Genomic DNA, 10,529 nt, shown 5'->3' with positions numbered 1-10,529 from the left:
CCCAATCGCGATGGACGACGGTCTGCGTTTCGCAATCCGTGAAGGCGGCCGTACTGTAGGCGCTGGTGTTGTTGCTAAAGTTATCGCTTAATCGCGAATAATTTTTCGACACAAAAAAGGGCACTTCGGTGCCCTTTTTTTATGCAATTTGTACAAATCTTAATTGAAATAAAAACCATTCCTATTTAGACTCAATGCATTGGTTAAGAAGTGAGTCTCTCTATGTATGTATGTCTGTGTAATGCGGTGACTGACAAAGCGATCCGTAATGCGGTGCGTCAGCACAATCCCCATACCATGAAGCAACTGCGTGAACTTGTGCCGATTGGTACCGATTGTGGAAAGTGCATTCGTCAGGCAAGACAGATTATGGTGGAGGAACGCGGAACTATCATCCCAATGCATGAAGTTGCCTAACAAAGGGTAAGGTTATTTTTGACTCTTGGCTTACAGGTTCTACACTTTTAGAACTGGCCAGGAGGAGTTACCTATGAAAGGCGATAAAAAGATCATTGCTCACCTCAATAAATTGCTCGGCAACGAGCTGGTTGCCATCAATCAATATTTCCTGCACGCCCGCATGTTCAAGAATTGGGGCTTAATGCGCCTCAACGACAAGGAATATCACGAGTCGATCGACGAAATGAAACATGCCGATCGCTACATCGAGCGTATCCTGTTCCTGGAAGGGATACCGAATCTGCAAGATCTCGGCAAGCTGAACATCGGCGAAGACATCGAAGAGATGCTGCGTTCCGATCTGGCGCTGGAGCTGGCGGGCGCCAAGAACCTGCGCGAAGGCATCGCCTATGCCGATTCGATCCACGATTACGTTAGCCGCGATTTGATGATTGATATCCTGGCCGATGAAGAAGAGCATATCGACTGGCTGGAAACGGAGCTGGATCTGATTGCCCGTCTCGGTATTCAGAACTATGCCCAGGCTCAGATTTTAGAGCGCAAAGAGTAAGCCTTCCGTCCATTCGTCATCGTCTCTCCTGCCGGCGGCCGTTTTCTCGGCGGGGCAGGGGAGAGTGTTCCCGCCAAGCCTAATTCATTCCCTGTTTACCGTGTTAACACGCCAACTGCCACTGAACGCGCAAAAATGACGATTTCCTGAGCATATTTCCAACTGCGGCTTGCTTCCTGGGCCATTTTGCGTATAATGCGCGGGCTTACCTAATCTTGGTAAGCCTGATTTTAGCGAATCAGTCGATTGGCAGGCCTTTTTTGCCTTTCGAACAATACTCCCGATATGGGGGTTATATGTTGACGATTACACTCCCCCATCAATCGAAATGGGTGTGAGGAGTAATTATTTACGTTTATAAATAATTGGAGCTCTGGTCTCATGCAGAACCAAAGAATCCGTATCCGCCTGAAAGCGTTTGATCATCGTCTGATCGATCAATCAACCGCGGAAATCGTCGAGACTGCAAAGCGCACTGGTGCGCAAGTCCGTGGTCCGATCCCGCTGCCAACTCGCAAAGAGCGCTTTACCGTTCTGATCTCTCCGCACGTCAACAAAGACGCGCGCGATCAGTACGAGATTCGCACTCACAAGCGTCTGGTTGACATCGTTGAGCCAACCGAGAAAACCGTTGATGCTCTGATGCGTCTGGATCTGGCTGCCGGTGTAGACGTGCAGATCAGCCTGGGTTAATCAGGTCATTGAGCGATTGAGAGGTTGAAACAATGATTGGTTTAGTCGGTAAAAAAGTGGGTATGACCCGTATCTTCACTGAAGATGGCGTTTCTATCCCAGTAACCGTAATTGAAATTGAAGCGAACCGCGTGACTCAGGTTAAAAGCCTGGACACCGACGGTTACCGTGCCGTTCAGGTTACCACTGGTAGCAAAAAAGCTAACCGTGTAACCAAGCCGGAAGCGGGCCATTTCGCTAAAGCTGGCGTTGAAGCTGGCCGTGGTCTGTGGGAATTCCGCCTGGAAGAAGGTCAAGAATTCGCTGCAGGTCAGGAAATTAGCGTAGAAATCTTCGCTGACGTTAAAAAAGTCGATGTTACCGGTACTTCTAAAGGTAAAGGTTTTGCTGGCACTGTTAAGCGCTGGAACTTCCGTACCCAAGACGCTACCCACGGTAACTCCTTGTCTCACCGCGTTCCGGGTTCTATCGGTCAGAACCAGACTCCGGGCAAAGTGTTCAAAGGCAAGAAAATGGCTGGCCACCTGGGTGATGAGCGCGTAACCGTTCAGAGCCTGGACGTAGTACGTGTTGACGCTGAGCGCAACCTGCTGCTGGTTAAGGGTGCTGTTCCGGGCGCAACCGGTGGCAACCTGATCGTTAAACCAGCTGTGAAGGCGTAAGGGGATAGCAATGGAATTAGTATTGAAAGACGCGCAAAGCGCGCTGACTGTTTCCGAAACTACCTTCGGTCGTGATTTCAACGAAGCGCTGGTACACCAGGTTGTTGTTGCTTATGCAGCAGGTGCCCGTCAAGGTACCCGTGCTCAGAAGACCCGTGCTGAAGTAACTGGTTCCGGCAAAAAGCCATGGCGTCAGAAAGGCACCGGCCGTGCGCGTTCAGGTTCTGTAAAGAGCCCGATCTGGCGTTCAGGCGGCGTGACCTTTGCTGCTAAGCCACAGGACCACAGTCAGAAAGTAAACAAAAAGATGTACCGCGGCGCGCTGAAAAGCATCCTGTCCGAGTTGGTACGTCAAGATCGTCTGATCGTTGTCGAGAAGTTCTCTGTAGAAGCGCCTAAAACTAAGCTGCTGGCACAGAAACTGAAAGATATGGCTCTGGAAGACGTGCTGATCGTGACCGGTGAACTGGATGAGAATCTGTTCCTGGCAGCTCGCAACCTGTACAAGGTTGACGTGCGCGATGTAGCAGGTATCGATCCGGTTAGCCTGATCGCCTTCGACAAAGTGGTTATGACTGCTGATGCTGTGAAGCAAGTTGAGGAGATGCTGGCATGATCCGTGAAGAACGTTTGCTGAAAGTGCTGCGTGCACCGCACGTATCTGAAAAAGCATCCGCTGCGATGGAAAAAAGCAACACCATCGTTCTCAAAGTTGCCAAAGACGCGACCAAAGCAGAAATCAAAGCTGCAGTGCAGAAACTGTTTGAAGTCGAAGTCGAAGACGTGAACACCCTGGTTGTTAAAGGGAAAGTGAAACGTCACGGTCAGCGTGTTGGTCGTCGTAGCGACTGGAAAAAAGCTTACGTCACCCTGAAAGAAGGCCAGAATCTGGACTTCATCGGCGGCGCAGAGTAAGTCGGAGGAGTAAGAACAATGGCAATTGTTAAATGTAAACCTACATCTCCGGGTCGTCGCCACGTTGTTAAAGTGGTTAACCCTGAGCTGCACAAGGGTAAACCTTATGCCCCGCTGCTGGAAAAACTGAGCAAAAGCGGTGGTCGTAACAACAATGGCCGTATCACCACCCGTCATATCGGTGGTGGCCACAAGCAACATTATCGTCTGGTTGACTTCAAGCGCAACAAAGACGGTATCCCTGCTGTGGTTGAGCGTCTGGAGTACGATCCGAACCGTTCCGCGAACATCGCGCTGGTTCTGTACAAAGACGGCGAACGCCGTTACATCCTGGCGCCGAAAGGCCTGAAAGCTGGTGACCAGATTCAATCTGGCGTTGATGCTGCAATCAAAGCGGGTAACACCCTGCCGATGCGCAACATTCCAGTTGGTTCAACGGTTCACAACGTAGAAATGAAACCAGGCAAAGGCGGCCAGATGGCTCGCTCCGCTGGTGCCTACGTTCAGATCGTTGCTCGTGATGGTTCCTACGTAACTCTGCGTCTGCGCTCCGGCGAAATGCGTAAAGTTCCAGCTGATTGCCGCGCCACCCTGGGTGAAGTCGGTAACGCTGAACACATGCTTCGCGTTCTGGGTAAAGCAGGTGCTGCACGTTGGCGTGGTGTTCGTCCTACCGTTCGCGGTACGGCGATGAACCCGGTAGATCACCCGCACGGTGGTGGTGAAGGTCGTAACTTTGGTAAGCACCCGGTAACTCCGTGGGGCGTTCAGACCAAAGGTAAGAAGACCCGTAGCAACAAGCGTACTGATAAGTTCATCGTACGTCGCCGTAGCAAAAAATAATTAGAGGATAAGCCATGCCACGTTCTCTCAAGAAAGGTCCTTTTATTGACCTGCACTTGCTGAAGAAGGTAGAGAAAGCGGTGGAAAGCGGTGACAAGAAGCCTTTGCGCACTTGGTCCCGTCGTTCAACGATCTTTCCTAACATGATCGGTTTGACCATCGCTGTCCATAATGGTCGTCAGCACGTACCAGTGTTCGTTTCCGATGAAATGGTCGGTCACAAACTGGGTGAATTCGCGCCGACTCGTACTTATCGCGGCCATGCGGCTGATAAAAAAGCTAAAAAGCGCTAAGGTAGGAGGAAGAGATGGAAACTATCGCTAAACATCGCCACGCTCGTTCTTCTGCTCAGAAGGTTCGCCTTGTTGCTGACCTGATTCGCGGTAAGAAAGTGTCGCAAGCTCTGGAAACTCTGACCTACACCAACAAGAAAGCTGCTGGTCTGGTTAAGAAAGTGCTGGAGTCTGCCATTGCTAACGCAGAACACAACGATGGCGCTGACATCGATGATCTGAAAGTTACGAAAATCTTCGTAGACGAAGGCCCAAGCATGAAGCGCATTATGCCGCGTGCAAAAGGTCGTGCAGATCGCATCCTGAAGCGCACCAGCCACATTACTGTGGTTGTGTCCGATCGCTGAGACTCTGGAGACTAGCAATGGGTCAGAAAGTACATCCTAATGGTATTCGCCTGGGTATTGTCAAACCTTGGAACTCTACTTGGTATGCGAATACCAAAGAATTCGCTGACAACCTGGACAGCGACTTTAAAGTTCGTCAATTCCTGACTAAGGAACTGTCGAAAGCTTCCGTTTCTCGCATCGTTATCGAGCGTCCTGCGAAGAGCATCCGTGTGACCATTCACACTGCTCGCCCAGGCATCGTTATCGGCAAGAAAGGTGAAGACGTCGAAAAACTGCGCAAGGTCGTAGCGGACATCGCTGGCGTTCCTGCACAGATCAACATCGCCGAAGTCCGTAAACCGGAACTCGACGCTAAATTGGTTGCTGACAGCATCACTTCTCAGCTGGAACGTCGCGTTATGTTCCGTCGTGCTATGAAGCGTGCAGTACAGAACGCAATGCGTCTTGGCGCTAAAGGTATCAAAGTTGAAGTAAGCGGCCGTCTTGGCGGCGCTGAAATCGCACGTACCGAATGGTACCGCGAAGGTCGTGTTCCATTGCACACTCTGCGTGCGGACATCGACTACAACACATCTGAAGCGCACACCACTTATGGTGTAATCGGCGTTAAGGTATGGATCTTCAAAGGTGAGATCCTGGGTGGTATGGCTGCAGTTGAACAACCGGAACCGGCTGCTCAACCTAAAAAGCAGCAGCGTAAAGGCCGCAAGTAAGGAGAGTCGCTGATGTTACAACCAAAGCGTACAAAATTCCGTAAGGTGCACAAGGGCCGCAACCGTGGTCTGGCGCAAGGTACGGATGTTAGCTTCGGCACTTTCGGTCTGAAAGCTGTTGGCCGTGGCCGTCTGACTGCTCGTCAAATCGAAGCAGCTCGTCGTGCAATGACTCGTGCAGTTAAGCGTCAAGGCAAGATCTGGATCCGTGTATTCCCGGACAAACCGATCACCGAGAAGCCGCTGGAAGTGCGTATGGGTAAAGGTAAGGGTAACGTGGAGTATTGGGTTGCCCTGATCCAGCCTGGTAAGGTCCTGTACGAAATGGACGGCGTGCCAGAAGAGGTTGCCCGCGAGGCATTCAAACTGGCAGCAGCGAAACTGCCGATCAAAACCACCTTTGTAACTAAGACGGTGATGTAATGAAAGCACAAGAGCTGCGTGAAAAAAGCGTTGAAGAGCTGAATGCCGAGCTGCTCAACCTGCTGCGTGAGCAATTCAACTTGCGCATGCAGGCGGCCAGTGGCCAGCTGCAACAAACTCACCTGTTGAAACAAGTGCGTCGTGACGTCGCACGCGTTAAGACTTTACTGACTCAAAAGGCGGGTGTGTAAATGACTGAAGTTATCCGTACCCTGCAGGGTCGTGTTGTTAGCGATAAAATGGAGAAATCCATCGTTGTTGCTATCGAGCGTACTGTGAAGCACCCAATCTACGGGAAATTCATCAAACGTACGACCAAGCTGCACGTACATGACGAGAACAACGAATGTGGTACCGGCGACGTGGTTGAAATCCGCGAATGCCGCCCACTGTCCAAGACCAAGTCCTGGACGTTGGTTCGCGTTGTAGAGAAAGCGATTCTGTAATAGAGTAGCTGGCTCTCACTTAATAAACGGCTCAGAAAATGAGCCGTTTATTTTTTCTACCCATACCAAGTAAGCGGTGTTATAATGCTGCGCCCTCGGTTATGGGGCTTTTCAACGGCCTAATTTTTACTTGGGTCTTTAAAGTAGTAGTTGACATTAGCGGAGCACTAAAATGATCCAAGAACAGACTATGCTGAACGTCGCCGACAACTCCGGTGCACGTCGCGTAATGTGTATCAAGGTTCTAGGTGGCTCGCACCGTCGCTACGCAGGCGTCGGCGACATCATCAAAATTACCATCAAGGAAGCAATTCCTCGCGGTAAGGTGAAGAAAGGCGATGTTCTGAAGGCGGTAGTGGTGCGCACCAAGAAGGGTGTACGTCGCCCGGACGGTTCTGTCATTCGCTTCGATGGCAATGCATGCGTTATTTTGAACAATAACAGCGAGCAGCCAATCGGTACGCGTATTTTTGGGCCGGTAACTCGTGAACTGCGTAATGAGAAGTTCATGAAAATTATCTCTCTGGCACCAGAAGTACTCTAAGGAGCGAACATGGCAGCGAAGATCCGTCGTGATGACGAAGTTATCGTGATTACCGGGAAAGACAAAGGTAAGCGCGGTAAAGTAAAAAATGTCCTGTCTGCTGGCAAGGTCATTGTTGAAGGCATCAACCTGGTTAAGAAACACCAGAAGCCGGTTCCGGCTCTGAACCAACCAGGCGGCATTGTTGAGAAAGAAGCTGCAATTCAGGTTTCTAACATTGCTATCTTCAACGCGGCTACCGGCAAGGCTGACCGTGTAGGCTTTAGATTCGAAGACGGCAAAAAAGTCCGTTTCTTCAAATCTAACAGCGAAACTATCAAGTAATTTGGAGTAATACGATGGCGAAACTGCATGATTACTACAAAGACGAGGTAGTCAAACAACTGATGTCTCAGTTTGATTACAACTCTGTCATGCAAGTCCCTCGGGTCGAGAAGATCACCCTGAACATGGGTGTTGGTGAAGCGATTGCTGACAAGAAACTGCTGGATAACGCAGCAGCGGACCTGGCAGCTATCTCCGGTCAAAAACCGTTGATCACCAAAGCCCGCAAATCCGTTGCAGGCTTCAAAATCCGTCAGGGCTATCCGATCGGCTGTAAAGTAACTCTGCGTGGCGAACGCATGTGGGAGTTCTTTGAGCGTCTGATCTCCATTGCTGTTCCACGTATCCGTGACTTCCGTGGCCTGTCCGCCAAGTCATTCGATGGCCGTGGCAACTACAGCATGGGCGTGCGTGAGCAAATCATCTTCCCAGAAATCGACTACGACAAAGTCGATCGCGTTCGTGGTTTGGATATTACCATTACCACTACTGCGAAATCTGATGATGAAGGCCGCGCGCTGCTGGCTGCTTTTAACTTCCCGTTCCGCAAGTAAGGCAGGGTTACTGATGGCTAAGCAATCAATGAAAGCACGCGAAGTCAAGCGCGTGAAATTAGCTGACAAGTTCTTTGCAAAACGCGCTGAACTGAAAGCTATTATCTCTGATGTGAACGCATCCGATGAAGATCGTTGGAATGCCGTTCTCAAGCTGCAAACTCTGCCGCGTGATTCCAGCCCGTCTCGTCAGCGTAAACGCTGCCGCCAAACTGGCCGTCCACATGGTTATGTGGGCAAATTCGGGTTGAGCCGTATTAAGCTTCGTGAAGCCGCTATGCGCGGTGAAGTACCAGGCTTGAAAAAGGCTAGCTGGTAATTACCAATTGAATCACGGGAGTAAAGACAGATGAGCATGCAAGATCCGATCGCGGATATGCTGACCCGTATCCGTAACGGTCAAGCCGCGAACAAAGTTGCGGTCACCATGCCTTCCTCCAAGCTGAAAGTGGCAATTGCCAACGTGCTGAAGGAAGAAGGTTTTATTGAAGATTTCAAAATCGAAGGCGACGCCAAGCCTGTTCTGGAACTGGTACTGAAGTACTTCCAGGGCAAAGCTGTGGTAGAAAGCATTCAACGTATCAGCCGTCCAGGTCTGCGCATCTACAAGAAAAAAGATGAGCTGCCAAAAGTTATGGCCGGTTTGGGTATCGCTGTTGTTTCTACCTCTAAAGGTGTTATGACCGATCGTGCAGCTCGCCAGGCTGGTCTTGGTGGCGAGATTATCTGCTACGTAGCTTAATTCGGGAGGAAAGAATGTCTCGTGTTGCAAAAGCACCCGTCGTCATTCCTGCCGGCGTAGAGGTAAAACTCAACGGTCAGGTTATTTCGATTAAGGGTAAAAACGGCGAGTTGACTCGTACTATCCACGACGCCGTTGAAGTGAAGCAAGAAGCTAACGCACTGACTTTCGCTCCGCGCGAAGGTTTTGCTAACGCATGGGCCCAAGCGGGTACCACGCGCGCTCTGCTGAACGCAATGGTTGTTGGTGTTACCGAAGGCTTCACCAAGAAGCTTCAACTGGTAGGTGTTGGTTATCGTGCTGCCGTTAAAGGCAACGTGGTGAATTTGGCCCTGGGCTTCTCTCACCCTATCGATCACCAGCTGCCGGCAGGTATCACTGCTGAATGCCCAAGCCAAACTGAAATCGTGCTGAAAGGCGCTGATAAGCAGGTAATTGGCCAGGTAGCAGCAGATCTGCGCGCTTACCGTCGTCCTGAGCCTTACAAAGGCAAGGGTGTTCGTTACGCCGACGAAGTCGTGCGTACCAAAGAGGCTAAGAAGAAGTAAGGTAACACTATGGATAAGAAATCTGCTCGTATCCGTCGTGCGACCCGCGCACGCCGCAAGCTCCAAGAGCTGGGTGCAACCCGCCTGGTGGTACATCGTACCCCGCGTCACATTTACGCACAGGTGATTGCTCCAAACGGTTCTGAAGTACTGGTAGCCGCTTCTACTTTAGAAAAAGCTATCGCGGAGCAACTGAAGTATTCCGGTAACAAAGACGCAGCAGCAGCCGTAGGTAAAGCTCTGGCTGAGCGCGCGTTGGAAAAAGGGATTGCGAAAGTATCCTTTGACCGTTCCGGTTTCCAATATCATGGTCGAGTCCAGGCACTGGCAGATGCTGCCCGTGAAGCTGGCCTTCAGTTCTAAGGAAGAGGTTTAAGATGGCTCACATCGAAAAACAAGCTGGCGAACTGCAGGAAAAGCTGATCGCGGTAAACCGCGTATCTAAAACCGTAAAAGGTGGCCGTATTTTCAGCTTTACCGCACTGACTGTAGTTGGTGATGGTAACGGTCGCGTTGGTTTTGGCTACGGCAAAGCACGCGAAGTTCCAGCAGCGATCCAGAAAGCGATGGAAAAAGCCCGTCGCAACATGATGAACGTCGCGCTGAACAGCGGCACCCTGCAGCACCCTGTTAAGGGCGCTCACACGGGTTCTCGCGTGTTCATGCAGCCTGCTCATGAAGGTACCGGTATCATCGCGGGCGGTGCAATGCGCGCCGTTCTCGAAGTTGCTGGGGTGCACAACGTATTGGCTAAAGCTTATGGTTCCACCAACCCGATCAACGTGGTTCGTGCAACTATCGACGCTCTGGCGAATATGAAGTCTCCTGAAATGGTCGCTGCTAAGCGTGGTAAATCCGTTGCCGACATTCTGGGGTAATTGACCATGGCTAAGACTATTAAAGTTACACAAACTCGCAGCTCAATTGGCCGTCTGCCGAAGCATAAAGCTACTCTGCTCGGTCTGGGTCTGCGTCGTATTGGTCACACCGTAGAGCGCGAGGATACTCCTGCTGTTCGCGGTATGGTCAACCTGGTTTCCTACATGGTTAAAGTTGAGGAGTAACAGATGCGTTTAAATACTCTGTCTCCGGCTGAAGGTGCCAAGCATGCGCCTAAGCGTGTAGGTCGTGGTATTGGTTCTGGCCTGGGTAAAACCGGCGGCCGTGGTCACAAAGGTCAGAAGTCTCGTTCTGGCGGTGGCGTACGTCGTGGTTTCGAAGGTGGTCAGATGCCTCTGTACCGTCGTCTGCCGAAATTCGGCTTCACTTCACGCAAAGCGATGATCACGGCAGAAGTTCGTCTGTCTGAACTGGCTCTGGTTGAAGGCGATGTTATCGACCTGAACGCGCTGAAAGCCGCTAACGTAGTTGGTGTCCAGATCGAATTCGCGAAAGTTGTACTTTCTGGCGAAGTCGCTCGTCCGGTAACCCTGCGTGGTCTGCGTGTCACCAAAGGCGCTCGTGCTGCTATCGAGGCTGCTGGCGGTAAAATTGAGGAATAAGTAGCAG

Annotated in this window: 24 protein-coding genes; all 24 read left to right on the top strand. The window is 51.0% G+C overall.

Going from position 1 to position 10,529, the window contains the following annotated elements; all coding sequences use genetic code 11:
- Positions 1-91 (top strand): EF-Tu C-terminal domain-related protein (locus HWW83_RS25370; protein ID WP_072265938.1); only part of this gene is annotated, 91 nt, incomplete at its 5' end.
- Between the two features lie 131 nt (positions 92-222).
- Positions 223-417 carry a bacterioferritin-associated ferredoxin gene (bfd, locus tag HWW83_RS25365; protein ID WP_015379266.1) on the top strand — a complete coding sequence of 65 codons (195 nt, stop codon included), beginning with the start codon at positions 223-225 and terminating at the stop codon, positions 415-417.
- A gap of 73 nt (positions 418-490) precedes the next feature.
- Positions 491-970, top strand: a complete 480-nt coding sequence (bfr, locus tag HWW83_RS25360) for a bacterioferritin (RefSeq protein WP_004929784.1) — start codon at positions 491-493, stop codon at positions 968-970.
- A 381-nt stretch (positions 971-1,351) separates the two neighbouring features.
- Positions 1,352-1,663, top strand: coding sequence for a 30S ribosomal protein S10 (rpsJ, locus tag HWW83_RS25355; RefSeq protein ID WP_001181005.1), 312 nt, complete (start codon positions 1,352-1,354; stop codon positions 1,661-1,663).
- Positions 1,664-1,695: 32 nt separating this feature from the next.
- Entirely contained in the window at positions 1,696-2,325 is a 630-nt protein-coding gene (rplC, locus tag HWW83_RS25350; RefSeq protein ID WP_015379265.1) for a 50S ribosomal protein L3, read from the top strand.
- A gap of 10 nt (positions 2,326-2,335) precedes the next feature.
- Positions 2,336-2,941 carry a 50S ribosomal protein L4 gene (gene rplD, locus HWW83_RS25345; RefSeq protein ID WP_004929779.1) on the top strand — a complete coding sequence of 202 codons (606 nt, stop codon included), beginning with the start codon at positions 2,336-2,338 and terminating at the stop codon, positions 2,939-2,941.
- A complete protein-coding gene (rplW, locus tag HWW83_RS25340; protein WP_004951179.1) occupies positions 2,938-3,240 on the top strand; it encodes a 50S ribosomal protein L23 in 303 nt (100 codons plus the stop codon). The genes rplD and rplW overlap by 4 nt, the downstream gene beginning before the upstream one ends.
- A gap of 18 nt (positions 3,241-3,258) precedes the next feature.
- Positions 3,259-4,083, top strand: a complete 825-nt coding sequence (gene rplB / locus HWW83_RS25335; RefSeq protein ID WP_004929775.1) for a 50S ribosomal protein L2 — start codon at positions 3,259-3,261, stop codon at positions 4,081-4,083.
- 14 nt (positions 4,084-4,097) lie between these two features.
- Positions 4,098-4,376 carry a 30S ribosomal protein S19 gene (gene rpsS / locus HWW83_RS25330; protein WP_004929772.1) on the top strand — a complete coding sequence of 93 codons (279 nt, stop codon included), beginning with the start codon at positions 4,098-4,100 and terminating at the stop codon, positions 4,374-4,376.
- A 14-nt stretch (positions 4,377-4,390) separates the two neighbouring features.
- Complete coding sequence (gene rplV, locus HWW83_RS25325) at positions 4,391-4,723, top strand: 50S ribosomal protein L22 (RefSeq protein WP_002223844.1); 333 nt, start codon at positions 4,391-4,393, stop codon at positions 4,721-4,723.
- A 17-nt stretch (positions 4,724-4,740) separates the two neighbouring features.
- A complete protein-coding gene (gene rpsC, locus HWW83_RS25320) occupies positions 4,741-5,439 on the top strand; it encodes a 30S ribosomal protein S3 (protein ID WP_004929766.1) in 699 nt (232 codons plus the stop codon).
- 12 nt (positions 5,440-5,451) lie between these two features.
- Complete coding sequence (rplP, locus tag HWW83_RS25315) at positions 5,452-5,862, top strand: 50S ribosomal protein L16 (protein WP_004929764.1); 411 nt, start codon at positions 5,452-5,454, stop codon at positions 5,860-5,862.
- Complete coding sequence (gene rpmC, locus HWW83_RS25310) at positions 5,862-6,053, top strand: 50S ribosomal protein L29 (RefSeq protein ID WP_004929762.1); 192 nt, start codon at positions 5,862-5,864, stop codon at positions 6,051-6,053. Before rplP ends, rpmC begins: the two co-directional genes overlap by 1 nt.
- Positions 6,054-6,308, top strand: a complete 255-nt coding sequence (gene rpsQ, locus HWW83_RS25305) for a 30S ribosomal protein S17 (RefSeq protein ID WP_004929760.1) — start codon at positions 6,054-6,056, stop codon at positions 6,306-6,308.
- A gap of 172 nt (positions 6,309-6,480) precedes the next feature.
- Positions 6,481-6,852: a 50S ribosomal protein L14 gene (gene rplN, locus HWW83_RS25300; protein ID WP_000613954.1), complete on the top strand. Its 372-nt coding sequence runs from the start codon at positions 6,481-6,483 to the stop codon at positions 6,850-6,852.
- Positions 6,853-6,861: 9 nt separating this feature from the next.
- Positions 6,862-7,176, top strand: a complete 315-nt coding sequence (gene rplX, locus HWW83_RS25295) for a 50S ribosomal protein L24 (protein ID WP_004929758.1) — start codon at positions 6,862-6,864, stop codon at positions 7,174-7,176.
- Between the two features lie 14 nt (positions 7,177-7,190).
- Positions 7,191-7,730, top strand: coding sequence for a 50S ribosomal protein L5 (gene rplE, locus HWW83_RS25290; protein ID WP_004929756.1), 540 nt, complete (start codon positions 7,191-7,193; stop codon positions 7,728-7,730).
- Between the two features lie 13 nt (positions 7,731-7,743).
- Complete coding sequence (gene rpsN, locus HWW83_RS25285; protein WP_004929754.1) at positions 7,744-8,049, top strand: 30S ribosomal protein S14; 306 nt, start codon at positions 7,744-7,746, stop codon at positions 8,047-8,049.
- A gap of 30 nt (positions 8,050-8,079) precedes the next feature.
- Positions 8,080-8,472: a 30S ribosomal protein S8 gene (gene rpsH, locus HWW83_RS25280; protein ID WP_004929753.1), complete on the top strand. Its 393-nt coding sequence runs from the start codon at positions 8,080-8,082 to the stop codon at positions 8,470-8,472.
- A gap of 14 nt (positions 8,473-8,486) precedes the next feature.
- On the top strand, positions 8,487-9,020 hold the full coding sequence (gene rplF, locus HWW83_RS25275; RefSeq protein WP_004929751.1) for a 50S ribosomal protein L6: 534 nt from the start codon (positions 8,487-8,489) through the stop codon (positions 9,018-9,020).
- A 9-nt stretch (positions 9,021-9,029) separates the two neighbouring features.
- The gene (rplR, locus tag HWW83_RS25270; protein ID WP_004929748.1) at positions 9,030-9,383 is read left to right on the top strand and encodes a 50S ribosomal protein L18; all 354 of its coding nucleotides are present in this window, start codon (positions 9,030-9,032) and stop codon (positions 9,381-9,383) included.
- A gap of 14 nt (positions 9,384-9,397) precedes the next feature.
- Positions 9,398-9,898: a 30S ribosomal protein S5 gene (gene rpsE / locus HWW83_RS25265; protein WP_004929747.1), complete on the top strand. Its 501-nt coding sequence runs from the start codon at positions 9,398-9,400 to the stop codon at positions 9,896-9,898.
- A gap of 6 nt (positions 9,899-9,904) precedes the next feature.
- Positions 9,905-10,084, top strand: a complete 180-nt coding sequence (gene rpmD / locus HWW83_RS25260; RefSeq protein ID WP_048232028.1) for a 50S ribosomal protein L30 — start codon at positions 9,905-9,907, stop codon at positions 10,082-10,084.
- Between the two features lie 3 nt (positions 10,085-10,087).
- Entirely contained in the window at positions 10,088-10,522 is a 435-nt protein-coding gene (gene rplO / locus HWW83_RS25255; protein WP_004929742.1) for a 50S ribosomal protein L15, read from the top strand.
- Positions 10,523-10,529 lie beyond the last annotated feature (7 nt).

The organism is Serratia ureilytica (assembly GCF_013375155.1).
In the GTDB taxonomy this organism is placed as follows: domain Bacteria; phylum Pseudomonadota; class Gammaproteobacteria; order Enterobacterales; family Enterobacteriaceae; genus Serratia; species Serratia ureilytica.
Note: the sequence above shows the minus strand (reverse complement) of the source record. Positions and strands in the feature narration are given on the sequence as shown.

What these genes read in the sequence shown, in the direction of transcription:
- bfd (WP_015379266.1), top strand. Translation starts at nt 223, where the DNA reads ATGTATGTATGTCTGTGTAATGCGGTGACTGACAAAGCGATCCGTAAT.
- bfr (WP_004929784.1), top strand. Translation starts at nt 491, where the DNA reads ATGAAAGGCGATAAAAAGATCATTGCTCACCTCAATAAATTGCTCGGC.
- rpsJ (WP_001181005.1), top strand. Translation starts at nt 1,352, where the DNA reads ATGCAGAACCAAAGAATCCGTATCCGCCTGAAAGCGTTTGATCATCGT.
- rplC (WP_015379265.1), top strand. Translation starts at nt 1,696, where the DNA reads ATGATTGGTTTAGTCGGTAAAAAAGTGGGTATGACCCGTATCTTCACT.
- rplD (WP_004929779.1), top strand. Translation starts at nt 2,336, where the DNA reads ATGGAATTAGTATTGAAAGACGCGCAAAGCGCGCTGACTGTTTCCGAA.
- rplW (WP_004951179.1), top strand. Translation starts at nt 2,938, where the DNA reads ATGATCCGTGAAGAACGTTTGCTGAAAGTGCTGCGTGCACCGCACGTA.
- rplB (WP_004929775.1), top strand. Translation starts at nt 3,259, where the DNA reads ATGGCAATTGTTAAATGTAAACCTACATCTCCGGGTCGTCGCCACGTT.
- rpsS (WP_004929772.1), top strand. Translation starts at nt 4,098, where the DNA reads ATGCCACGTTCTCTCAAGAAAGGTCCTTTTATTGACCTGCACTTGCTG.
- rplV (WP_002223844.1), top strand. Translation starts at nt 4,391, where the DNA reads ATGGAAACTATCGCTAAACATCGCCACGCTCGTTCTTCTGCTCAGAAG.
- rpsC (WP_004929766.1), top strand. Translation starts at nt 4,741, where the DNA reads ATGGGTCAGAAAGTACATCCTAATGGTATTCGCCTGGGTATTGTCAAA.
- rplP (WP_004929764.1), top strand. Translation starts at nt 5,452, where the DNA reads ATGTTACAACCAAAGCGTACAAAATTCCGTAAGGTGCACAAGGGCCGC.
- rpmC (WP_004929762.1), top strand. Translation starts at nt 5,862, where the DNA reads ATGAAAGCACAAGAGCTGCGTGAAAAAAGCGTTGAAGAGCTGAATGCC.
- rpsQ (WP_004929760.1), top strand. Translation starts at nt 6,054, where the DNA reads ATGACTGAAGTTATCCGTACCCTGCAGGGTCGTGTTGTTAGCGATAAA.
- rplN (WP_000613954.1), top strand. Translation starts at nt 6,481, where the DNA reads ATGATCCAAGAACAGACTATGCTGAACGTCGCCGACAACTCCGGTGCA.
- rplX (WP_004929758.1), top strand. Translation starts at nt 6,862, where the DNA reads ATGGCAGCGAAGATCCGTCGTGATGACGAAGTTATCGTGATTACCGGG.
- rplE (WP_004929756.1), top strand. Translation starts at nt 7,191, where the DNA reads ATGGCGAAACTGCATGATTACTACAAAGACGAGGTAGTCAAACAACTG.
- rpsN (WP_004929754.1), top strand. Translation starts at nt 7,744, where the DNA reads ATGGCTAAGCAATCAATGAAAGCACGCGAAGTCAAGCGCGTGAAATTA.
- rpsH (WP_004929753.1), top strand. Translation starts at nt 8,080, where the DNA reads ATGAGCATGCAAGATCCGATCGCGGATATGCTGACCCGTATCCGTAAC.
- rplF (WP_004929751.1), top strand. Translation starts at nt 8,487, where the DNA reads ATGTCTCGTGTTGCAAAAGCACCCGTCGTCATTCCTGCCGGCGTAGAG.
- rplR (WP_004929748.1), top strand. Translation starts at nt 9,030, where the DNA reads ATGGATAAGAAATCTGCTCGTATCCGTCGTGCGACCCGCGCACGCCGC.
- rpsE (WP_004929747.1), top strand. Translation starts at nt 9,398, where the DNA reads ATGGCTCACATCGAAAAACAAGCTGGCGAACTGCAGGAAAAGCTGATC.
- rpmD (WP_048232028.1), top strand. Translation starts at nt 9,905, where the DNA reads ATGGCTAAGACTATTAAAGTTACACAAACTCGCAGCTCAATTGGCCGT.
- rplO (WP_004929742.1), top strand. Translation starts at nt 10,088, where the DNA reads ATGCGTTTAAATACTCTGTCTCCGGCTGAAGGTGCCAAGCATGCGCCT.